The organism is Acinetobacter gerneri DSM 14967 = CIP 107464 = MTCC 9824 (assembly GCF_000368565.1).
Classification (GTDB): Bacteria; Pseudomonadota; Gammaproteobacteria; order Pseudomonadales; family Moraxellaceae; genus Acinetobacter; species Acinetobacter gerneri.
Map to the genome: position 1 here is coordinate 79473 of NZ_KB849553.1, position 23498 is coordinate 102970.

Here is a 23498-nt window from a genome sequence, read left to right on the forward strand (position 1 = left end):
TACCCTAATCATTTGTAAGTATCTGAAAGTCCGGATGCAATTTTTTCCAATGTGCTCTTAATTTTTCTTTATGAGCGGAAATCATAGGTAAGTCTAGTAATAGCACTGGCCATACTGACCGTGCTTTGTCCATGATCGCGTGAAGTTGTTTTTCAATAACACGCCATGGAACGCCGACTTTTTCTGCCCATTGCTTAAAATGCTTCATCTCAGCTAGATACCAATCTTTATTTTTGGCAAGATTTAATGCGAAATGACGCTCATTTTCAATATATACACTGGTCATTAATATATCGTATGCGGGAGATAATCTTGGGATTCTTTTATCGTGATAAATCATACTCCAGTTCTTTAAGTGTGCATCTCCATTGGCGAGTAAAATATTTATGAGTAAACGGCTAGCAAATTGCTGAATATCAAAAATTTTGTTATCTGAAAATTGATAAATGATCTTTCCTATCTGCTCATAATTTGTGGTGCTGTATTTCTGATGTGGATATGCGCCGAAGATCTGAGCAAAATCTTCGATGTGAATAAGCTCTGTAGTATCAGCAGTACTCTGTCTATCAAATCTTTTGATTGCGAAAGCATATTGCTCTTGGGGTAAATTTAATGGTGGAAGGTCTTGTAAAAGGGCCATATCCACCAAGCGAATCTCAGGGACATCTATTTCGACCGTTTTGGCAAGGGTCATCATAGAATATTCATTTAGCGGAACAAAAGCATGTCTGGAAGAAGGAGTTTTGATAATCCAGTCCCCGAGTAGAGTCGTTTCCGTTGCCTGTGCTAGTGTAAAACGCCCATCTTTGGCTTTCATGGAAAACTTCATTTGGACGCCGGCCAAGGAAAACTTATTATCTGTTCGAATCTCTTGCTTTAAAATTTGATCTGGATTCGAGATCTGCAGTTTGAATTTTATTTCATCTGGAATTTCTTCTGGATCTAATGGAGTCGCAATGAGTGCTCCAGGTAAATCATGACCTAAAGCTGCCAATAACTGAAATTCATTGTCTATATGTACTTTGAGGCTTTGTGCAATCAGTTCACGTAATGCACCTTCTGGTAGCAAGTTTGATAGCAAGGGGTGTAAGCGCTGATGTGTAACATAGGTCTTTTCTAAAATTTTATCCACTTGAGGATACAAGGGGGAAGTCAGCAGGCTCAAGGTCGGACGTTGCTGATCAAAGCGGAAAGAATCTGTAAAAACCAGAATATTTTTTCCGCTCTGAAATCCTGCCAAGTATCCAACGACAGCGTGATGTAATGTTAATTTCAGGACGGCAACAGTATTCATGGTTCCTCTCCTCCGAGAAGACCCTTCCATGGGTTAGTCATTAAGTTATCCTGATCTTCAATAGTGACTTTAATTTCATCATTCAATAATTGTCTAATCAAATGAACCTTATCATCAGGGATGAGCATCAGTTGAGCATTTAATCCTGCCACGATAATTTCTAAGGTCTCTAATCGAGGGTTACCCTGACTTTCCAGCTTTTGGTATTGCTGTCTTGAAATGCCTGTACGGGATTGGATATCAACTTGCTTTAAGCCCAATTGGGTTCGTCTTTTTTTGATTTGCTGAAGTAAAGACTTATTCATTGTAGATACATTTATAGCTTTTAGGTCATATAAGAAACATATTAGTTTCTTTTTTTTTGAAAAGCAATTTATGAATTTATCATTTCGATCTGTAAAATAGCCCTACTTGTATGAGAAATGGGTGTTCAAGTTGTTGTTGATTTTGCATTGTTGGACGTAAATACCAAATGATAGAGCCTGTAAATAATTTCATTCATCATCTTCCGAAAATATTGCTTCAATTTCATCCCATTGGGGCAAGTTAAATTTTTTTTATTGACTTTAGTTTTTTCTGCAAGACTTTTCTGTGTATAGCCCAATCCTTTTCTTGCCAAACGTATTTTTTTACCTATTTCACCTCTTGTAGCCATTTTTGCTCCCGAAACTTTGTTAGCCATATAGCAAACTTTTAACTAATTATGGTGAATGTTCGCTATATAGCAAACTTTTTATAATGGTTCTTGAATAGCTATTGAATTTATAAGGAGGATTTGCCTCGCATCAGGTTAATAAAATCCAATATATAGCAGCAGTTCGCAATTAATTGACGGAATTAGGCCAGACATATACATCTTGAGAAGAAGAGGGGATTCTTATACCCCGCATTTGAATTATTGGAGAGGACTATCACTTTCAAATTTTTCTGTAATACTTTGCTTATCTTAAAGTTTAGCCCGAAGACCTTCCACCAATTGTAAAACAGAGGCCAATCCCTGAGGGTTCTGAATCTGTTCTATTGGAATACCACTCAACAATTTATTGGGTGATTTTATCAAATGGAGCGTAAAACTCTGTCCTTCAGGTCAGAGATATAAGCGACACGACATGAAGTGTCGTTTGATTTAACTAAGGACTATTTTCCTTGAGTTTTGATTGTTAATATAAGTACATGAAAACCCTTAAATTACGTATAAAAGACAAACATCGCAAGGTGTTAGACCAACTAGCATCAGAAGTGAACTTCGTCTGGAATTATGTCAATGATTTAGGGTTTAGGCATTTGAAGCGGAAAGGTGAATTTCTCTCTGCTTTTGATATTGCCAAATATACGAAAGGCACATCCAAAGAATGTAATTTACATAGTCAAACCATTCAGGCTGTAACTGAAGAATTAGTCACCCGAAGAAAGCAATTTAAAAAGGCAAAGCTGAAATGGCGTGTCAGCAATAAAAAATCAGCAAGGCGCTCTTTGGGATGGATTCCCTTTAAAAAGGTGGCTATCAAATATGCCAATGGATATGTCCAGTATGGAAAACACCAATTTAAGCTTTGGGATAGCTACGGTTTAAGCAAATACACGTTAAAAACAGGTTCATTTGTAGAGGATAGCCGTGGGCGTTGGTATGTATGTCTTGTTGTTGAATCGCCTAAGCAAGATAAATCGACAGCAACCAAAGCGATTGGTATTGATCTAGGCTTAAAAGATATTGCCACCTGTTCTGATGGCACTGTAATTTCAAATCCAAAATTCTATCGAAAATATGAGCAGAAATTAGGTATTGCTCAGAGAGCAAGGAATAAGAAGCGTGTTCGTGCATTACACGCCAAGATTGCAAATAGTCGAAAAGATCATTTGCATAAAGCAAGCACCAAGCTTGTGAATGAAAATGCATTGATTATTGTAGGTGACTTGAGTGCTAAAAAATTAGTAAAAACCAAAATGGCAAAATCTGTTTTGGATACAGGATTTTCTGCACTAAAAACAATGCTCAAGTATAAATGCGAGAACGCAGGCGTATTGTTTGAAGAAGTCCAAGAAGCCTATACCACCCAAATCTGTTCGTGCTGCGGTGAGATCACCTCAAGTAGTCCAAAAGGTAAGACAGATCTTGGAATAAGAGAATGGGAGTGCATGAGCTGTGGTACAGCTCATGATCGAGATATAAACTCAGCTCTAAACATTCTTGCGCTTGGGCATAAGCGTCTAGCTGTAGGAATCACCCTCTTTTAAGGGGGTGAGGATGTCAAAAAATGCTGCATCCAGGCTGTATCCCCACCTGTCAGAGCATCTAGTGATGTGGTAATACGAATTAAAGTGAGGGCGATTTCTCCCTGTTTTGAAGTGGGATCTAATTCAAGAGAGGTTAAATTTTTCACTGAATCTATATTCAGTATTAAGGCTAGTTGATCGTGTGCAAGACCAAGTTGTTCAGCAGCAGCTAAAACTGCCTTAGCTAATATCATTTTCTGTTTTGCAGTTTTTCTGATGTTGTACGCATGACCGATCCCTGTTTCAGACGCTGCTAATTCATAGAGTTTATACTATTTAATTATCGTTGATCAGACATCCAATTTTTACTAAAGATATTTTAAATTTGGCTTTAGATAAGGAAATAACGGTTAAATTATTTAACAGCATGTAGTGGTTTTTAAACCTTCAACTTGCAGTTCAAGAGATCGAGGTCTGCCAATACAGGCTAAATGTAAACAGAATTTAAATGCTGCCAGTGCTTTGGCATCTTTTGTTGAGTAAAGCTGGAGACGAATATAATCTTCTTGAGTCGTAGGATGCTCTGTTGTGCTCGATTTAGCAAGCTTTACTAATAAAGGTTGTTTCTTTTTATCTAACAATCGTATCAAGTCTTGTCCAAGCAAATGCCAAAATTGACAGGGAAACAGGTCTTTTACCTTGGAATAAAATGATTCCAATTGATCGATTTTATTCCATGGATAATGAAGGCCGGTATGCGAAACTGTAACACGACTTAAAAATGTCTCAAGCACCGCTTTTATTTGATCTGGCTTTTTTTCAAAAATATTTTGAATATTTTCAAAGAAATAGTTCCTTGCTGTGCGCTCTTCAGCGGTATCAATCATCGCGGGTTTCAAAGGTTTATCCAGATGATTTGTGTTGTTAAGATCAAATAACCTTGGGTTGTTTTTTTGAGACTTGAGTTGGCCCAGTTGTTTGGTATTTTCATACCAATAGTTAACCAGTTCAACAGGTAAGCTCATTTCTTGTGATACCCGATCTGGATCATGATGAATTTCCAGTAAATTTAAGCACTTAAAAAACCATACAAATGAAACTTTGGATTCTTTTGTTCCCGCGAAATATTTAAAAAAGTCATGAGGCTGTGAGTTAAATGAAACTTCATCTAGAATGTCTTCGACGTTACTTTTTAACCAGTCAGTTTGATCGTTGAGTAACTGCTGACTTAAATGAACAGCATGCTTTTCGAAATTGAATGGAGCAGAATCTTTTACTGTGTTTAAAAATTTGAAAGAAGGTAGGTAGCCCATCATCTTTTTTGCCAGTTGAGTATCGATGTCTGGGTGATATTTCAGTATTTTATGCCCAGCAATCAGGTAGCTTAGATGAATATAACTTTTAAAAGTTTCTGTAGGGTCAATGTGACCCAGTAAATGGGCAATTATAAACCAATGATTTTGACCATGTGTATGACGGAGTAACTCTGTCCGAATGGACTGATATTGTTCTTCAGTATAATCCGTCAGATTCTTGGCTAGGGGAGCGTAATCGCAGTTGAGCAGAACGGATAAGTGATTGGCAGCCGTGTGTCGAAATGAGTGAAAAGAATAATCATGAGTTTTAAAAAGCTCGTTCATAATCATTCTAAAAGGTGTTGTCACCGTATGTTTGTTCAGCTTGCTATTTTCATTCCAATTACGGAATAGGTATAAGTTTTCCTGATTTAGTTGTCGTTGCTCGACTACATGATTATGAAATAGTTGATATTCATCGGGTTTTAATAAGCAATATACAGGGACTTTGCGTTCAGCACTATCTGTTTTAAGTTGATGTAAGTTTCCTTTCTTTTTTGAGCCGTAGGGCTGAATCCATACTGAAAGACAGCTTAAGCCCTCGATATCCCGCACACGTAAGCCTAGAATTTCATTAATACGCATACCGGTACGGTAAGCTAAGATATAGATGATTTTTAATGTCTTATAAGTGTTTTCTTGACTATTAGCACCTGAAAATAAGGTATCTAATTTGTTCATGAAAGCTTGATAAGTCAAAGGGCCAATAATACGGGCTCTAGGCCTATTTTGTATGGTGAGTGATTCTAATTCGAGAGATTCAGCTTCGAAAACTGTTCGTTGAAAGCTATGGAAGCGCTTCAATATCCTGCTGGTTTGACCTCTGGATTTTTTAAATTCAGGTTGGCCTGCTTCATCTGCGAGACGGGTGTTCGTAATAATTTGTGTGTAGATATTTGCCAGATTCGTATTCAGATCATCTTCGCTATCTAGATATTGTAAAGAATGTGTTAGCCAAGGCTCGGCAATCCGGGAGTAATAAGTGTAAATCGAACTATCTGCTAATGGTCTATTCTGCTGAAACGATTTTTGAAATTGGTTAGCGCAAAAATTAAAACGTTCAGCCAGTTGCTGAATCTTTTCTAATTCTGGTTTATAAAGGCTGATGAGCCATAATGCGACACGTTTACTGTACTCATTAAATTTATCAGTATTTTCAAGACAATATTTAATGATTAATACATCAATGGCTTGATCAGTTTGTGATGTGCGAATCAGTTGTAAAAGGTCTTTGTGAATCTTTATAACATCATCCAAAGCTTGCTGAATATCATCATTGGAGTAGGATTTACCCACAATAGATGGTGATTTTTCTACATCTGAATCAGTCAGAGTGTCCTGCTGATATTTAAATTTTGGATGAAGAAATCTTTCAAATTCTATTTCTGATAAGCCACAGGTTGCAGTATTTTCTATGAGACATTGTGAGAGGGCAGGATCAATGTCAACTTTCGGGAGTTGCATCCAGTTAAAGTTGGCGTAGTCGCGTAATAATTTATAAGTTTTAAGATTAAATGGTAACTTAATCTTATTAAAAATAAGCTGTAGATAATCTTCTACATTCTGGTTTACTGTACGAATATTTCTGCTATTAAAATGAATTAACCATAAGCGGGTGATTTGATCAGGAATAAAATTACGCGATTTACGAATGGTTTTTTCATCAATAAATAGATCTCCATAAGAGGGAGAGAGCGGTTCTAAAAATATAATATTCAGATCTTCGATCTTTCTGATTTTTGCCGGATCTTTTAAGTGTTCAAGCAAAGCTTCTAAAGAGGCTTTTTGATTTAAGCCGGAATAGAGCAGGGCAGAAATAACAATATTTCCAATGATTTCATCATCAGAAAATGTCTTGCTATCTTTCGCTAGAATCCAGTAGTCCCAAAGCTTATCAAGAACTTCATCAACCTGCTGTCCCTTCTCGATCCAGTCCATGGTAAAAACCGGCTGATCACGCTGCATCTCAAATGTCAGATTTGGTAGGGGCAGGGGCTCGCTACGATTTAGATTGATTTTTTTAATATACGATCGAAAAAATTCATGCGCATATTTTTTCCAGGCCAAGCTTGAAGCTTTACGTTTAATAAACTCATAAATTGCTGGATAGAAGGATTCAAAATGTTCTTTTTGTTCTAGTTCTATTTCTTGGAAATATTGAATTAATTCCTTTTCTACATCCGATCGAGGAGATTTCTCTTTCTCAAGACGAATTTGTTTTCTACGATTTTCTGCATATAGTGGTCGAGCTTGCTTAGTTCGTTTATTGGATGAGGACATCGAGTTCAATACCGGTAATATTAAAATAATCTTTCATTTGTTCAAGAACATGAGTAATGCTTGAATATTGTGAAATAGATAAGCTGGAATAAGGATGCGCAGCTTCTTGCTGCATCGGCTCATGACCGAATAAAGCTAAAATTTCAATTTCGCTAATTTTATTGCTGAGAAAAGCACGGGCTATATGCCGGTGCCAGTTTTCATGTTCCAAACCTAACTCTGGATGAAAGTCTTCTACAGTCGAAGGTCTCAAAGGTTGCCATTGACCATCCTGAAAGATATTTAACAGTGGGAGCTTGCTCTCTAGAATCTGCTGAATATTATTTGAAATTTCTGGCTGAATAGGAGTAATTTGAGTTTTAAAATAATGTAGAAAATCTATGAATTTCAGGAGTTCTTGTACAACAAAATGACACAGTGGAATCAAACGTCCATAGCCTTGACGCCCACCCACCTCTTTATCAGAAACCATCAAAATTTTTCTTTTCAGGTTAAAGCTTTTTAAAAAACCAGGAAACTCAGCGACGGGTCGCGCAGCAGTAAAAAGCAATAAAAAATGCCACATCCAGATATTGTAGTGATTAAAAATTGCTATCCAGTCATCTTCTTTTTGTGAAAATATTCTATATTTGAGTATAGTAAAAATACCTTTAATCACGCTTGGGGTAGGTGCTTTACGGCTACCAAAGTTTTTTTCTCTAGCATATTTTATGTTCTGGTAGTCCTTAGATAATGACTCACACAGCTCTTTTAAAATCGAGACATACTCGGTCTGTAAAGTCTGAATACTTTGATGGCAATAAGAAATAGAAGAAGACTTATTGGCATCGATACCAGTGAGAAGGTCAGCAAGCTGTTTATTTCCAGTGCGCTGCAAAATAGTCTGATGTAAAAGAGAGCTTATTTTTATCAATGATAATTTGGGAATATAAAGTTTGGTTCTCAACTGTTTTAAATGTTGCTGGAGGTCCTCTTCCATAATAGGGTCACCGTCCCGCAGAGAATCAATAAATGAATTCGGGATCGGGATGTCCAGATAGATGGTTTGGTTGAGTAAGGACTCAGGATAAGCAAAATCTTTATTTTCAAAAATTGAAAATTTAGTACGGAGGAAATATTGTTCATCCTGTTGTAGGATCTTTTGGCGGGAATTTAAAGCTTTAACACGTTTACTTTGCAGACGTAGCCATTCCTGTATCTTATTACCTGTCAGAAAGGACAGAATCAAGATGAGTGAAACCTTACCATTTTTATTTTGGGTGTAATCATCATATAGCCGGTTAAGTAGGGCTCTGACACTTGCCGTATTGGGAAAGAGATTGCTGTATGGCAGCAAATGTTCTTTTCGTTGAATATGTTTGGCAATCAGAGGCAGCACATAGCTTTGGCAAGATTCTGAATATGCAGCAAGAGGGGTAACTATTGCTGGGTCTACAAGTATTTGACGTGTATCTTGGTCATCTAATTGTTCTTCTATATTAAGAGCTTTAGACTTTTGACCTTTTTTAATTTCTGAACTTTCTACAATCAGCTGATCTTCATCTAAAAAATCATGTTGAAGTTGAGTCTCGATGCTCGCTTTGGCAATTTTGGCTTTATTGTTTAAAATATAAGTAAATGTAATGCGTAGATTATTCAGTAGATTTTTTTCAAAATCATTGGATGGATCTGTATTGAAATTACTTAAATATTGAACAAATTCAGTTAACGAAAGCGTAGGATCTTTAAGATGCTTTTCCCAAAGGATCATGTATTCGCGTGTATTTTGATATTCTTTATAGGGATTCAGAACCCTATTGGCCACACGGAAGCGTTGAAATAAGCGTTTTACAGTATTGAAATGTTCAGTGTAGTCTTCTTTAAAAAGCTCAGGTTTAATGTCTGGAAGGGCAATTAAATAGATTGCTGCTTTTAAGACCAGGATATTCCAGATTAAAGCATTTTCTTCTGACTCTGCTAATTGTGCAATTGAGTTCACATACCAAGTGATTGGTGTTGTGCTAACAGTATGTTTTCGAGAGGAGACCAAGGCAGCGGGTCTAGCAACAACAGAATTGGTTTCTAGATCAAAATCTAATAGATCGAGACTCAGCCCTTCCAGACATTGATCAGTTGGGTGTGAAATCAGTAAATCAGCAACATATTGAATATGTTCGGTACGTTGGAGTTGCTCATCACCAAAGAGTTTTTCCAGTGTCTGTTTTAATGAGACCCGCGGAATATCAGCAGCATTTTGATGGCTTGAGTTAGATTCTGACATTATGCTTTCCATAGCTGATCTGGCGTGAGAACGAAGTCCACATTGTTTAAAAGCTGTTGCACAATTCCGCTAGTTTGTTGCAGTTGATCAAGCACATTCTGTCTTTTTAGGTTTATAACTTTATTGCGATAATTCAGCTGATTTCGTGTGTATGAGAGTAGTTTTGCTAGCAGGTCTAAGCTCATAGTACAGTGGGGCTTAAAAGAGCTTTCTTTGTTTAAAGCGAGAATAATTTCTGAACAAATATGATTATTAATCAATGTCTTAAGTTTTTCAGGGGTTATTCGGTTCAGATCATGATGATAAGAGTACAGAAATTTTATGAATTCTGAACTTGCCACCTTTTTTAATAGCTCAACTTTTTCCTCATCTTGAGGAAAAGAATGTATCAATAGTTTGATATTCTTCGGCATATTTTGCGATGCATATAAGTGCCACTGACAGGCATTCACGATGGTATAGCCAACTATATTAGGATCTTTCCATACACGAAGTTCAGGGTAGGGCGTCAATATTGATAGATCAGCTTTTAAAGATTTGAAAGCCTCTTGATAGCAAAGATAAATTCCAGAAAAACTAGGATGTATACTGATTTGGATTTTATTAAAATTTTTGCACAACAATTTTTTAGGTGTGCCAAATTCTTCATTGAAATCAAAAGCCGTTTCCATAGTCCTCTATAAGTGTAAAAAATAATCAAGTGAATATTCTTATAATTTTTTGAAATATTAAACAAGATTGATCTACCCCATATTTTGTGTCTATTTACAATTAATATACAATATATTGTGATTTTTTTATATTTTTAAGAACTGAGTCACAACCTATAGCAATGCTATTTATTTTAAAATTAGAGGACTTAATATGGAAATCAAACAATTAAAACAAGTAGATGTCGTCAAAGATGTTTTATGTAATGTATGTAACCAATCAACGAAACTGGAGTTTGGAAATTTATCCGCACATTGGGGTTATGGCTCCAAGCATAGTGGTGAAAAATATGAGTTACAGTTATGTGAAAAATGTTTTTTTTATGCCCTAGCGACATGGCGGATTCAAGCGGCAAGTGCAACAGTATAAAAACCAGCCATAACTTCACTCGGTGTATGCCAACCTAGTGTTTTTCTAGGACGATGGTTGAGTGCAAATTCTATCTACTCTATTTGTTCGTTTGACACGTCATCAAACGATGACGATTTTGGCAGATATTGCCGGATTAAACCATTCGTATTTTCATTTCTAGCTCGCTGAATAGACTTGTAAGGATCAGCAAAATACGTATCTATGCCAGCATCAGTAATTCTTTTGTGTTCGGAAAATTCCTCGCCATTATCAAATGTCACACTATAAGCATGGCTCATCTGTAAACGATCTAATGCACAAGTAATCGTTTGAGAGGATGCTCTCGTTGGCCCTAAATGAACAATATGTACGTACAGGCTCTTTCGATCAACGAGAGTTAATAAAGCACCTTTATGATGTTTACCAATCACCGTGTCACCTTCGAAATCTCCTAAACGTTGTCGTTGATCAATGACCTGGTCTCGGCAATGAATACTTGTTTTATCAATGATTTGCCCCCTACGATCCGTGTTTTTGTAACCGCGTTTTCGATATTTCTTCTGATGCCTTAAGTGTAGATGGAGTTTACCGCCTTTTGATTTATCTTGATAAATGTACTGGTAAATCCACTCATGTGAAGGTACATCCAGCCAACAGCGTTGTGTTAAAGCACCTGAAATTTGTTCTGGTGACCAGTCCAAGCCAATCAAATAATCAATATAAGCGAAGGCAAACGCTGTCATGGGTGATGAAGGACGGTACCGTCTTTGACTTGCAAATTTAGCTGCCTGTTGAGCTCTATATCCACGTTGCCCAGTATTTCTTTTTAATTCACGGTAGATGGTTGATCGTGAACGCCCTAACTCCCGAGCAAGGGTAGCGATTGAACTTTTACTTTTCAAAGTAGCATAAATTTCGTATCTTTCATCTTGAGAAAGTTGGGTGTATTTCTTCATTGTGTGCTTTCCAATTGCGAGTTGAAAAAGCCCAATGATTCTACGAATACACCTAACTTTTTCAACTAACTACAAATGTGTCGCACTTGGGATTTGAATCTGCGAAACATAATTAAATATAAAACAGTATTTTATCTTCGCCTATCTCCCGAAAGGGAGATAGAACTTTATATGTGGATTTTTTTCTAAAAGTGATCGCTTTTTAAAAATCACTATTATCATATAGATGTGACATGCGTTTTTGCTTTGTTTCTAGATAAGCTTTGTTAAAGATATTTAAACCAACTTTTAAAGGAATACGTTCAACAACATTAATTCCTAAATCAGTTAAAGATTTAATTTTAAGGGGATTATTTGTAATGAGTTTTACATTCTTTATTTTTAAATAATCTAACATAATGGTACACATATCATATTTACGAGCATCTGCTGGTAAATTTAATAATAAATTGGCTTCAAGAGTATCATGTCCTTGATCTTGAAGTGCGTAAGCTCGAATTTTATTGGTTAGGCCTATGCCGCGACCTTCTTGGCGTAAGTATAAGATCACACCTTGACCTGCATCATTGATCATTTTCATAGTTGAATGTAATTGTGGACCACAGTCACATTTCAGTGAAGCAAAAGCATCGCCTGTTAAGCATTCCGAATGAATTCTGACGAGTATTGGTTGATTTGAAATAGTATCCATGCCTTTGGCAAGAGCGATATGTTCTTCACCAGTACTTTGGTCTTGAAACGCTATAATTTCAAAATCGCCAAACGCAGTAGGTAACTTTGATTTAGAAACAAATTCTATAGCCATTTAATTATACCCCTGTATTTTAAAAATTTAGAAACTTGCAACTATTACTTTCCAGCTAAAATAGTTTTCAGATAGTGAAATTTATGTGAAAATACAAAAGTTTTTAGTGTGTGAAGTAAATTTCAATAAAAAAACAATAAGTTACATCTAATTTTAACTTTGACAAGCTTTCTAAAATTGTTTTTAGTTGGATATTAAATATACAATTTTTATATGCATAATAGATAAGATCGAAATTAACAGTCATTAGGAATGATATAGACTATTTTTAAAATGGTAACTTTTTACTCGCAATGGCTTTGTTGCACGGTAATTCCCCCAAAAATAATTCTGTAGCAATCAATATTTTTAGAGAGCATTACCGCGTATCCTATCTAATTTGCAAAGCTTAATTAGAATTTGGACAAAACCAGTGTACATGTATAAAGAAAATTTAAATAAAGATTTAGGTATTAAGCAGCATTGAATAGCTGTATTGAACTAAGTTTGATTTGGTCCATTTTTTTTTGCGGATGAGCATACCATTGAGTCAAATGATCAAACCAGATAGAAATATTGCCTCGAATAATTAAGGCTCGATTACAAGGTCTGTAAAACAAACTCATTGCAGAATAGTGATTAACTATCATTGTTTTTTGTTGATTAATACAGATTTAACAGTGGTTACTTTTTTGGTTACTTCAACTTAGTAACTCACAATAATATTTATAAAAAACATAGATATAAATATTTATGTGATGCGTAATATACGCATCACATAATAATGCTTATTTTTGATATAATTACAACAATGGGGATCATTATGCTGGTTTATAAAAATTTATGAGTCTTACGGAAACACAAGTACGAAAGTCATATCCAAAAGAAAAAATTTACTTTTTAGCTGATGATGATGGTTTAAGCTTAAAAGTCGATCCTAATGGAAAAAAGTCTTGGAGTTATCGATATTCAGTTGCAGAAACGGGTAAAAGACCACGAGTCACTCTAGGTACATATCCTGAGATGAATCTCAAAGAGGCTAGAGTGGCCAGAGACTCCTATAAGGCAACTAAATTTTCTACACAAAATTTAGTTCAGGAGGAAATTCAAACTTTTAAAGTTGTTTGTGAAGAATGGTTAGAGTTTAAAACAAATAATTCATTTAAAGATCAACCACGTGGTGGTGTAATCCAATTGGCGAATGCATGTTTAATAAATGACATTTATCCCGTTATTGGTGATACAGATTTTAGCAAAATTAAAAGAACTGATTTAGTTAAGGTAATTAAGCAGATTGAAAATAGGGGAGTTAAGGAACCTGTAAAAAAAGCGTATAGCTATTTAAATCAAATCTATGATTTTGCAGTTGCAATGGGATACTGTGATTATAATCAAGCTTATGGTCTCAATAAAATATTATTGAAAGGGAAATTAAAGAAAAATTATCCCTATTTAAAAGATGAAGAAATTTCTAATTTTATTCTTAGAATAACTCAACTAAATACAGATCCGATTATAAAAAAAGCAATCCTATTTAAATTATATACTGGAGTCAGGGGGGCAGAGTTATTGTCTGCAGAACCTCATCATTTTGATTTTGACAACAAAATTTGGAAAATACCCGCTTTACATATCAAGCAATATCGTCGAAAAGTGATAGCAGGTTATGATATTCCAGATTTTTTAGTCCCGTTATCATCGCAAGCGGTGAGCATTGTTAGATCTGCACTAGAGTGGTCACAAGGCGATCGTTATGTTTTTGCCAGCCCAAAAATTAAAGATAAGTCATTGCATTTTAACACAATAAATTCAGCCATTCGTAAGATGGGATACAAAACAAATGAGCTATCCTCACACGGTTTAAGATCAACATTCAGTACTATTTTAAATGATTCTGGCTTATTTCAAGATAGTTGGATTGAGGCTCAGCTTTCACATGTAGATAAGAATAAAACACGTGCTAGTTATAACCATGCAGATTATATTCAACAAAGAGCTGATATGATGCAGTGGTGGGGTGACTATTTAGAAAATAAATCAAAATCTAGTTTATAGGTAATTTAAATTAAACTATTTTGATTTAATAATAAATTTTAAACCAAATGCATTTAACAACTTATTTATAGAATCTAATGTTGGATTACTATCAGGTTGCTCCATTTTCTGTAAAGTCTGTGGTGCTATTTTAGTAATTTTACTCATTTCATTTAATGTTAAATGTAGTTCTTTTCTAATGTATGATGCAATCTGGTAAATTTGCCACTCAGGATTGTTATTTATATTTTCTAAGACTTGTAAGCGTTTATTCATTTGCTCGATTGCCGTCATAGGCTTATAACGTTTATCCATTAGAAAGCTCCTGAATCTGTTGGCATATATTCAATATACGATGATGACTATTTTGTAGAATCTCATCATCTATATTTATTTTTTTCATTTCATCGAGCAAATTTTCATACAGTGGCAATTGTTGAATCATTGTATGTTTAATTTCAGTTGAATCTATTCCTGTACATTCTTCTATTTGCGTTATGACAGATCCCCATATAGGCATTCCTCCATGGTCATCTTTTTCCCAACGTGTAGTACGTGCAATTCCGTCAGGATGAAGCCACATTGGTGCAAAATCGAAGAGAGGTGTTAATTGAATTGTGCCGTCATTTAAACGTTGAATTGCGGTATTACGGGTATGATTATCTTTATTTCCTAATGCAACATTAGCGATATCTCGTTTCAAATATTCAAAAATTTCAGCTTTTGATGATGAGCAACATTCCATGATCAATGTACAGATTTGATTATGTGTCATTTTAACGCCGAAGCCAGCTTTACCACTTAAAGAGGCTAGGCTTTCTTGTGCAATTCTTTTGACTTTACCATTGATAATTTGGCGATCAAAACGTGGAATAAATAGTGTTCTCTGGTGAAGTTCCAAGTCCTTGAACACTCTTAGACCTAAATACCGAGCTATTTTCATGTAAATTGCTTCATGTAACAGTATTTTTTCCAGTTTTTGATCATTTCCACGACTAAATTTAACTAGCCAATGCTTTGCTGCTAGTTCATCTGGAAGACTGTGATCTAAATAAAACAGACCATCATATCCTTGTGTTAGTAATAGTTTAGGCCATTCACCTTGAACACCTGAAGAACCAGCAACAAATAAGCCATATGATGCAAGTGACTCAATGAAATCTTCTTTCCTTTCAATTATTTCGCTTAGGCTAAATCCACGAGGTTTCACTGTCGGAAAATGATCTTGAAGCCAGTCATAAGCTTCTTTAATTCGTAGATTACCAATGGGATTACCTGCCCCAGACTTCAGTAAAGGCCAATCAGCTTGTTCTTCTGCATTAATTGAAAAGCCCAGCTGATTTAAAAGCTCCTTTCGGCCATAGCCTTGAGGTAACAAGTCCATGAGAAATGCTGGCCACTGGTTTTCTAGGTTATTTTGTACATTGACTGGAAATTGGAATGATAGAGCATGGCCATCTCTTAAATCTATATGTTCAATGGCATATTCAAATAGATATGATGTTCGGGTAGATGTTGATGTTCTCCATCCCTGCTCTTGATCGGCTGTTAATTCAACGATAGCGCAGTCTTGCCATTCGTTATTTTGAAAAATTTGAAGTGTGCAATATTGATTCATATATGTATTAAAATAAAATATTAGTGTCTATTTCAAGTAGTATTTTTTTATTATAGTAGATATATATTGAATTTCCTACTCTGATTTAGAATCATTTAATTTGCACTATAAGCAATCATTTTAAACGTCATAACTTGTCGTATTGCTAAATTACTAACTTCTTTATGCAATTTTTTTGATTAAATATTCAAAAGGAGAAAATAAATGGAATAACTTAATCCATCTGATCTAAAAGCGATTCTACATTCAAAAAGAGCAAATCTGTATTATTTAGAACATACCCGTGTCATGCAGGAAGATGGGCGTGTCTTATATCTGACTGAAGCTAAGAAAAGTTAGACAAATTGTTGTACAACAAGATAAATCTGTTGATGACGCACTGGACATAGCATTTAAAGAAATATATTAAACTGAACCGTACCGGGTTTGTCGGAGACTTTTTTATTTAAGTTAGGCCACCTGACCTAACGGGTTAATCTTATCATAGTACATTGCTTCAAACTCAAAAGGCGATACATAACCCAGTGCACTGTGTACACGCTTTTTGTTGAACCAACCTACCCAGTTTAGTGTCGCAAGTTGTACATCTGCTAAACCTTGCCAATCTGCTTTTAAATATTCAATCACCTCTGTTTTGTATAAGCCATTCACCGTTTCAGCCAGAGCATTATCGTATGAATCACCAGTTGTACCGACTGATGCTCGTAAATTTGCAGCTTCTAAACGATTGGTATAGCGAATAGAAAGATATTGAACACCTCTATCGGAATGATGAATCACATTCTTTGGCATGCCTCGATCGTGCAATGCTTGCTCAAGTGCATCGAGTACCATATCTGTATTCATCCGTGTAGATACTTTCCATCCAACAATTGCTCGTGAGAACACATCAATAATAAAGGCGGTATAGACCCAGCCTGAATTTGTTTGAATATAGGTAAAGTCAGCAACCCACAAGTGATTAGGCTGATCAGCTCTAAAATTCCGTTTCACCAAGTCAGGTGCTCGTTTTTGGTCATCTCGGCTACGGGTGGTTTGTTTGTTCTTACCTCGCCAAACACCTTGTATACCTAGCTTTTTCATTAATCGAGCAACAGTACAGCGTGCAATAATATAGCCTTCACGTTTCAGTTTTTGCCAGACTTTACGTACACCATACCGACCTGAACTTTCCTTCCAAATTCGTTTAATCTCCTCAGCATGATGCAAGTCATGTAAATCTCGCTTTGCTCGATGTTCTGGATTTTCGCAGAGATCTAGAGTCCGGTAATAGGTTGAAGCTGCGATCGGTAAAATCCTACAAATCGCATCAACACCATATAAGTCTTTATTGTTATGGATGAAATCCACCATTATTTGTGTGGGCGGTCGAGCTCCGCCTGGGCGAAAAAAGCGGCTGCTTTACGTAGAATTTCATTGGCACGCTTTAATTCTTTAATTTCACGTTCCATTTGCTTCATTTTTTCTTGATCAGATATCTGTTGTACTTTAATAGGATTTTGCTGATCTAAATGCTTTTGATGCCAGGCACGAAGTGTTTCAGGAGTACAACCAATCTTAGGCGCAATTGCTGTGATTGCAGCCCAAGTAGAAGGATAATCTTTTTCAGATTCAATTAGTAATTGAACCGCTCTTTCTCTAATTTCGGGGGTATAGTTTGGTTTTTTCATCGGAATAGTCTCTCAGAATATTGACTCTCCGACAAACCCGGTACGGTTCATTCTTGTAGAGTGGCAACTTCCGCAACACTTTTACCTTCAGAAAGCCAGAGAATAGTTTGGGCACGTTGTCTTTCACGCCAATGTTTTGCATGCTTGGCCAGAAAAATGAGTCGTTCTCGCTGTTCTAAACTAAGTGGTACAGAAACAATTCGAGGCATGTGTGAACATCTGTTAACTAAAAAAACTTTTTTGCATGATTAGTTATTTTTGTCAACTTATATTTTTTCTTTATTTTAATTTTCCATATAATTCACATACGCAACATAACCAGATAAATTATGCTCTTGATCATCAATTCGTGTTCTAAAACGATCATGACGTACATAGAATGAATTTAATATTTTTCTTGGGTTAGCCATATACATCGCCATTTCAGGGTAAAAGAAACCTGTTGCACGTTGAAACTCAACTCTATATTCAATTAGTGATTTTAAATCTTCCACTTGTGCTGATGCGTATAATTCAGTAAATTCAGTTTCTTTTAAACGCTGTACCATTTTATATGCAGACATCATCATTTCTAAGAATGTTGCATAAGCAGTTTTACGCTCTTTAATAAAGCTCATATGCTTTAAGTAATTATTGATACCAAACTGAAAATACTTTTCCTCAGGACAAATCATTGTTAATTCATTAGTACAATAGCTTAACCAATGATCATGATATTTATCATATTTTTTATTAATAAAATGCTCAAACATCAATTTAACAGTTTCTAATAAAGGCTGATGTTGATTAATTTGATACAAACGTAATAAACCAAGTGCAGCTTCCCCATCATAATAAACAATACGGAATTTTTCTTTGATTTCCAGTGATGGATAATGCAAGACATGCGTAGTCTCACCATTAACATCTACCATAAACCTAATCCCTTCTGCCAGTTTTTCTGCATAGGCAATATATTGGGAGTCTTTGGTTATTTCTTGATATTTTGCAAACATAAAGATAGCTGTTGCATTGGATCCCAACTTAATTTCTAACTCAGTAGTCTTTCCATCAATCATAAAACCTTTATCGCCTACTTCCCGATAAAAATGGTCGATAGCATATTGAATCGATTTTTTTATTTGTGTTAAGTATTCAGTTTTATAATCTACTTCCAGCGTTTCCAGCAAAGCATAGATTGCCGTACAATGTCTAACAGTATTATAGCTATTAATTTCTCTATTATATGCTGGGAAATAACCATATATAAAACGACCATCTTGCTGGATTTCACGATGTAAAAATTCAGCATTCTTTTTAATCAGCTCTACAATATGATCTTTTTTATTTCCAATTAAAAAGCGTATACCATTTTCACACCCTTGACTCTGCAAACATATAAAATCGTGATCTTCATAAAATGCAGAATAAGTATCAAACAACCAAACATCCTCAATTTCATTTAAAGAGAATTTTTTAGTAATACTTGGATACTTCTTTTTAATTGCATCATTTAGATTTTTTTCATCAAAAAAGTTTGGTTCATTATAAACAACACCTTTAATAATTGCTTTTCCATATAACTCTTGCTCCAGAAAACTGATTTCAAAATTTTTATCCAAACTTATACCTTTTCTCATATGATTATTATGCTTTTGAGAGTTTAATTCTTGAACAACATCTTGAAATGCTTTTTTCTCAATATTATATGCAATATCAACTTTCACATAATCAAATAATTCGCTATTTTTTTTATAAGTTTTATCTACAAAGTTGCATAATCTTTTAATTATTTTTGACAATTGTTCATCATAATTTCCCCAGACTTGGCAACGCTGTTTTTTACTACCATAAGATAAAAAAATAGCATAAGCACTTTGCTGGATACTTTTATCAATAATCGTACTTTCAATCCAAGATACTAACTTTTTTTTGAAATTAACTAATTCAATGTAAGAATTGATTGCCATATTACACACTAAAACATCATATTTTAAATGCCCCAATTATAACATAGCTATATATCGACTTCATTTAAATCTTAGGTTAAAAGATATTCGTATATTATTGTAAAAATATAGCAAGCATCCATTTAAAAATAGATCTAGACAAAGAAAAGGACCCTAAGGTCCTTTTCTTTATTTCAATAATTTAAATATATAGATTAATGCCAAACAATATTATTGTTGTTCAACAATTCATCTAAGGTCTTATCAGAATTAATAGCGATTAAATCAACATAATGTGATTGACCTTCTGGTTGTCCAGAATAATCAGCCTGACCATTACGATCAATTTTTAGTACACCATCTTCATATGTAACATAGTCTTTGATGTTATCAACCGTTTGATTTCCGTCAAGCAACTTCGAAATATCAATCTTGTCACCCTCAGACGCATTGAAATCAGTCCAGGTATCGAAGCCATTACCACCATTACCACCGGCATTGGCAATAGTACTATCCAATACGTTGTAAATTACCGTATCGGCACCAGCACTCATAGTAAAGATATCATTCGCAGATGAACTCTCAACTTGATCAGCATGTTCAGTTGCAACAACGTTTTTACCAACATTGATTTCAAGTATAGCCTGCTCTTTCACACCCAACTTAGAAACAGTCTCATATGTAAATTTATCCACACCAAATGCATTACCACTTGGTTGATAACTATAAGAACCATCTTTGTTGATTGTTAAAGTGCCGTATTGTCCTTCAACTTCAATTGATGCTGCACCTTTCTTCGGATCATTTACGAAGACTTCTTTAGCACCAACTTTCAATGAATCAATTTTGGTTATTCCATCATCGTTTGTAAGTAGATTACCTTTCACAATATCTACAGCAGAACTTACATAATCATCTGAATGAACAACGTGAGTTGTATAATCAATAGATTGGATCTTACCATCTACTGATGTAACTTCTAATGTGTAATTTCCAGCTGGAAGATCCTGCAAGTTAATATTCAACTCAACATTTTTTCCTTTCACTGTCTGTGTAAATACTTGTCCAGTTGTTGTATTCGTCAACTTATAAGTTAACGTCACATCTTTCTTCGTAATCACCCCATCAGATTCAGTTTTAACGTTTAAGCTGGTAGATGCATCTTTACTATGTGCCGCAACTGTAAACTCTTTCATATATGTTTTAACGTTATCAAATAGGCCATAACTTTCGGCGTAATTGATTGTTGTTTCTACATTATGCTGTTCAAGAGCTGTTGTAATAAAGTCATCTTTGGCTGTATGCGTGCCAACTTTAATATTTAAAGTTTCAACTACAGACTTACCATTAGCATCCTGAGTGACCAATTGGAATGTATCAACTTGACCATAAGGTGGCTTCCACCCTGCACCTGCATTAGCAGGTTTAACCACTGTATAAGTATAAGTACCATCACTATTAATCGTTAATGTGCCGTATTTACCTTCTACAGTCGTTACTTTACCAGGTTCAACATCCTTACCATTTACTTTCAATAGAGCTGTTGAATCTTTCTCAGTCGCATCACCAGCAACAGAACCTTGGTAGTTGGTTGGTGTGTTGTAGTCATAAATTTTATCATGATCAACATATAAACCCGAACCTTCTGCTACACCAAGCAAACCTTTACTGTTTAGCATTGCGCGATATTCGCCTTCGCCAAACTGCATGGTTAACTGGTCAGATTTACCACCGAGTACAATAATCTTAAACCAGTCCTTTTCATAATGAACTTGAACAAAATTACCAGTCGCAGGGTCTAGCTTAAAGATCACGAGATCGAAGACCTTACCAATCGAAATACCACCAGCACTGCCATGGAATGTTAATTCGCGTACTTGATTCTCACCTACTGAGAACTCCATCGCACCGGCACCTGCTAACACATCAGCACTTAGAATTGGTCCTAGTAACCCAAGATCAAGTAACTTAAACCCAGTCGCATTCTTAATAGTCGATTTGTCAGTATCTAGAATAACCTGTGGTTCAAGATCAAGAACAACCGTATTATGAATTTCTATACGCTCTTCCCTTGGTGTAATGTTAAGTTCAATTTCGAGTGTAGCTTCAGCTGTATTACCCGATGGCGAAGTTACAACATAAGTGAACACATCCTTAGCACCGAATGGACCACGGAAATCCGAATTAACTGTATAGCTATAAGAACCATCAGCTTTTACTGTTAATTTGCCATACTCTCCCTCAATGATCACCTCTCCGTTACCAGAAAGTGTTTTACCATTGATCGAAGTAATCGTCGTTCCTTCAGGTAAGTCATCTTTGCCAAATTTTGGATCCTCATCAGTCAACATATTGCCTGAAATTGATCCTGTCATATCAGCTGCTTCGTTATAGTCATGAGTAATCGCATCAGTGATTTTTAAGCTATAACCCGTTAATGCTTGAATGCCTTGACCAGAAGCCATTACAAACATCCACTTACCTTGAGCTAAGTTAAACTCGGTTTCTTTAGATTTACCACCAAGTAATACACTAACTACCCAGTTTTCTTTAACAGCTTGCTGTTCCCATTGTCCAGTACTTTCATTGAGCTTGTACACATACAAGTCCATAGTACCAACCACTTGAACACCCAAAGCAGAGCCTTGTAAGGTCAAATCTTTCGTCTGATTCGCACCAACATCAACAATAAGTGAACTATCGCCAAGGTTAGCTAATACATCAACACCCAATACAGGACCTAGACCTACGTTTACTACAGTAAAGCCTGTCTTCGAACTACCTTTAAGAACTGTATCTGTCGTTGACTTAGGCGTAGCATCTAAAATCAAATCGATAACATTATCAGCAGGAGCAAGAATTTTAGCTATACCTGCAATAATTTTATATGGATCTGATTCATTATTTGCTGCATCCGTAGCAGTGACATTAATGATCTTGCCACGTTCAACCGCTGTATCAAAACTATAAATTGCTTTGCCTTCACCATTCGCCTGGAACTCAATAGGATTGCCATTCTTATCTAGTAATGGTTTACCTTCTGAGTCATACAACTTAATAGTTGCATGAGGTTCAGTTTCTACAGTTAATACAAGATTATCTGTATCAATTTGAACATCAATGATATCTGGTGCAGTGGTATCTTTAGCGTTAACAGTAGCAGGATCAGATGTGTTTTCAGCCTTATCAGTTAAAGTAACGTTAAGTTCTTCACCATTAGTAAATGGTTTATCAAGATCAACTGTCAAATTACCATCTGCATCAACCACGCCGCGACCGACAACATTACCATCTTTATCTTTAACAGTGACTGTTGTATTTGGCTCACCTTTACCAGTCAACTTCAAACCATCTTGGCTTACATCTAGATCAGTTGGAGCATCAGGAGCTGTCGTATCTGGTGCAGTAACTGTCACTTCTGATGACTTATTTCCAGCCTCATCTTCCAGTTGAACGGTAACATCCTCACCATTAGTTAATGGTTTTTCTAAATCAACCGCAAAGTTGCCTTCTTTATCAACTTTGCCTGTACCAATCACTTTACCATCTTGATCAGTAACATTAACCGTACTACCAGGCTCGCCCTTACCAGTTACTTGAGTACCATCTTCTGTAACAGCGACATCAGTTGGAGCATCTGGCGCAGTAATATCTGGCGCTGTTACTTCAACTGGTGCTGACTTGTTTTTCCCATCAGCTTGTGCTGTAACATCTACTTTCTCACCATCAGCTTGTGCTGGTGTCAATGACACTTCAAATTTTCCATCTGGACCTGCAGTTGCACTACCTAAAACAGTGCCATCTTTTGCACTCACTGTAACTGTAGATCCTGGTTCAGCTGTACCAGTAAGCTTCGATCCATCTTCATTGAATTCAAGATCTTTTGGCTCATCTGTATCAGAGTCTGAATCGCTGTCAGAGTCTGAATCGCTGTCTGAATCCGAGTCGCTGTCTGAATCCGAGTCGCTGTCAGAGTCTGAATCGCTGTCTGAATCCGAGTCGCTGTCTGAATCCGAGTCACTATCTGAATCTGAATCGCTGTC

Annotated in this window: 15 protein-coding genes, 5 pseudogenes and 1 other annotated feature; of the genes and pseudogenes, 3 read left to right on the forward strand and 17 right to left on the reverse strand. The window is 35.8% G+C overall.

Going from position 1 to position 23498, the window contains the following annotated elements:
- Positions 1-4: 4 nt before the first annotated feature.
- The 4 genes and pseudogenes from F960_RS20660 to F960_RS23180 all read right to left on the reverse strand — a co-directional run.
- Positions 5-1294, reverse strand: coding sequence for a type II toxin-antitoxin system HipA family toxin (locus F960_RS20660; RefSeq protein WP_004871329.1), 1290 nt, complete (start codon positions 1292-1294; stop codon positions 5-7).
- Positions 1291-1599, reverse strand: a complete 309-nt coding sequence (locus F960_RS20665; RefSeq protein ID WP_004871332.1) for a helix-turn-helix transcriptional regulator — start codon at positions 1597-1599, stop codon at positions 1291-1293. The genes F960_RS20660 and F960_RS20665 overlap by 4 nt, the downstream gene beginning before the upstream one ends.
- A gap of 125 nt (positions 1600-1724) precedes the next feature.
- Positions 1725-1976, reverse strand: a complete 252-nt coding sequence (locus tag F960_RS22735; RefSeq protein ID WP_169333022.1) for a helix-turn-helix domain-containing protein — start codon at positions 1974-1976, stop codon at positions 1725-1727.
- Positions 1977-2240: 264 nt separating this feature from the next.
- Positions 2241-2357, reverse strand: a pseudogene (locus F960_RS23180) (DUF2384 domain-containing protein); the annotation flags it as partial.
- 110 nt (positions 2358-2467) lie between these two features.
- Between F960_RS23180 and F960_RS20675 the strand changes: the two are divergent.
- Positions 2468-3529 (forward strand): RNA-guided endonuclease InsQ/TnpB family protein, encoded by a 1062-nt coding sequence (locus F960_RS20675; protein ID WP_004871337.1) that lies wholly within the window; start codon positions 2468-2470, stop codon positions 3527-3529.
- A gap of 8 nt (positions 3530-3537) precedes the next feature.
- Here F960_RS20675 and F960_RS20680 read toward each other — a convergent pair.
- The 4 genes and pseudogenes from F960_RS20680 to F960_RS20695 all read right to left on the reverse strand — a co-directional run.
- Positions 3538-3797: pseudogene (locus F960_RS20680) on the reverse strand (DUF2384 domain-containing protein); the annotation flags it as partial.
- 130 nt (positions 3798-3927) lie between these two features.
- Positions 3928-7143, reverse strand: coding sequence for a tyrosine-type recombinase/integrase (locus F960_RS20685; protein WP_004871341.1), 3216 nt, complete (start codon positions 7141-7143; stop codon positions 3928-3930).
- Positions 7127-9403: a hypothetical protein gene (locus F960_RS20690; protein WP_004871344.1), complete on the reverse strand. Its 2277-nt coding sequence runs from the start codon at positions 9401-9403 to the stop codon at positions 7127-7129. The genes F960_RS20685 and F960_RS20690 overlap by 17 nt, the downstream gene beginning before the upstream one ends.
- Positions 9403-10074 (reverse strand): hypothetical protein, encoded by a 672-nt coding sequence (locus F960_RS20695; RefSeq protein ID WP_004871347.1) that lies wholly within the window; start codon positions 10072-10074, stop codon positions 9403-9405. The genes F960_RS20690 and F960_RS20695 overlap by 1 nt, the downstream gene beginning before the upstream one ends.
- Positions 10075-10267: 193 nt before the next feature.
- Here F960_RS20695 and F960_RS20700 point away from each other — a divergent pair, with 193 nt between their 5' ends.
- Positions 10268-10483, forward strand: coding sequence for a hypothetical protein (locus F960_RS20700; protein WP_004871350.1), 216 nt, complete (start codon positions 10268-10270; stop codon positions 10481-10483).
- Here F960_RS20700 and F960_RS20705 read toward each other — a convergent pair.
- The 3 genes and pseudogenes from F960_RS20705 to F960_RS22020 form a co-directional block, all read right to left on the reverse strand.
- Positions 10459-11421, reverse strand: a pseudogene (locus tag F960_RS20705) (IS30 family transposase). The gene F960_RS20700 and the pseudogene F960_RS20705 overlap by 25 nt on opposite strands.
- Before the next feature lie 202 nt (positions 11422-11623).
- On the reverse strand, positions 11624-12226 hold the full coding sequence (gene ribA, locus F960_RS20710) for a GTP cyclohydrolase II (protein ID WP_004871355.1): 603 nt from the start codon (positions 12224-12226) through the stop codon (positions 11624-11626).
- A gap of 372 nt (positions 12227-12598) precedes the next feature.
- Positions 12599-12855, reverse strand: a pseudogene (locus F960_RS22020) (transposase); the annotation flags it as partial.
- A gap of 193 nt (positions 12856-13048) precedes the next feature.
- Between F960_RS22020 and F960_RS20715 the strand changes: the two are divergent.
- Entirely contained in the window at positions 13049-14260 is a 1212-nt protein-coding gene (locus F960_RS20715) for a tyrosine-type recombinase/integrase (RefSeq protein ID WP_004871358.1), read from the forward strand.
- Between the two features lie 15 nt (positions 14261-14275).
- Here the strand turns inward: F960_RS20715 and F960_RS20720 are convergent, their stop codons facing one another.
- The 6 genes and pseudogenes from F960_RS20720 to F960_RS23315 form a co-directional block, all read right to left on the reverse strand.
- The gene (locus F960_RS20720; protein ID WP_004871362.1) at positions 14276-14554 is read right to left on the reverse strand and encodes a helix-turn-helix domain-containing protein; all 279 of its coding nucleotides are present in this window, start codon (positions 14552-14554) and stop codon (positions 14276-14278) included.
- Entirely contained in the window at positions 14547-15857 is a 1311-nt protein-coding gene (locus tag F960_RS20725; protein WP_004871365.1) for a type II toxin-antitoxin system HipA family toxin, read from the reverse strand. Before F960_RS20725 ends, F960_RS20720 begins: the two co-directional genes overlap by 8 nt.
- Positions 15858-16307: 450 nt before the next feature.
- Positions 16308-17527 (reverse strand): IS3 family transposase gene (locus tag F960_RS20730; protein ID WP_085945836.1). Its coding sequence is split into 2 segments (ribosomal slippage): positions 16308-17251 and positions 17251-17527, totalling 1221 coding nucleotides; the frame shifts between segments, so codons are not numbered across the junction.
- Positions 17136-17252 (reverse strand) — a sequence feature (AL1L pseudoknot). (Overlaps the previous gene by 117 nt.)
- A 50-nt stretch (positions 17528-17577) precedes the next feature.
- Positions 17578-17736: pseudogene (locus tag F960_RS22030) on the reverse strand (helix-turn-helix domain-containing protein); the annotation flags it as partial.
- A gap of 75 nt (positions 17737-17811) precedes the next feature.
- Positions 17812-19476 (reverse strand): hypothetical protein, encoded by a 1665-nt coding sequence (locus tag F960_RS20740; RefSeq protein WP_004871372.1) that lies wholly within the window; start codon positions 19474-19476, stop codon positions 17812-17814.
- Positions 19477-19670: 194 nt separating this feature from the next.
- The coding region (locus tag F960_RS23315) for a BapA/Bap/LapF family large adhesin (RefSeq protein ID WP_004871375.1) at positions 19671-23498 on the reverse strand (3828 nt) is incomplete at its 5' end.

Bases quoted from the DNA above. Each gene is read 5' to 3' on its own strand.
- F960_RS20685 (WP_004871341.1), bottom strand. From the start codon at position 7,143: ATGTCCTCATCCAATAAACGAACTAAGCAAGCTCGACCACTATATGCA.
- ribA (WP_004871355.1), bottom strand. From the start codon at position 12,226: ATGGCTATAGAATTTGTTTCTAAATCAAAGTTACCTACTGCGTTTGGC.
- F960_RS20695 (WP_004871347.1), bottom strand. From the start codon at position 10,074: ATGGAAACGGCTTTTGATTTCAATGAAGAATTTGGCACACCTAAAAAA.
- F960_RS20720 (WP_004871362.1), bottom strand. From the start codon at position 14,554: ATGGATAAACGTTATAAGCCTATGACGGCAATCGAGCAAATGAATAAA.
- F960_RS20665 (WP_004871332.1), bottom strand. From the start codon at position 1,599: ATGAATAAGTCTTTACTTCAGCAAATCAAAAAAAGACGAACCCAATTG.
- F960_RS20660 (WP_004871329.1), bottom strand. From the start codon at position 1,294: ATGAATACTGTTGCCGTCCTGAAATTAACATTACATCACGCTGTCGTT.
- F960_RS20740 (WP_004871372.1), bottom strand. From the start codon at position 19,476: ATGGCAATCAATTCTTACATTGAATTAGTTAATTTCAAAAAAAAGTTA.
- F960_RS22735 (WP_169333022.1), bottom strand. From the start codon at position 1,976: ATGGCTAACAAAGTTTCGGGAGCAAAAATGGCTACAAGAGGTGAAATA.
- F960_RS20725 (WP_004871365.1), bottom strand. From the start codon at position 15,857: ATGAATCAATATTGCACACTTCAAATTTTTCAAAATAACGAATGGCAA.
- F960_RS20675 (WP_004871337.1), top strand. From the start codon at position 2,468: ATGAAAACCCTTAAATTACGTATAAAAGACAAACATCGCAAGGTGTTA.
- F960_RS20690 (WP_004871344.1), bottom strand. From the start codon at position 9,403: ATGTCAGAATCTAACTCAAGCCATCAAAATGCTGCTGATATTCCGCGG.
- F960_RS20715 (WP_004871358.1), top strand. From the start codon at position 13,049: ATGAGTCTTACGGAAACACAAGTACGAAAGTCATATCCAAAAGAAAAA.
- F960_RS20700 (WP_004871350.1), top strand. From the start codon at position 10,268: ATGGAAATCAAACAATTAAAACAAGTAGATGTCGTCAAAGATGTTTTA.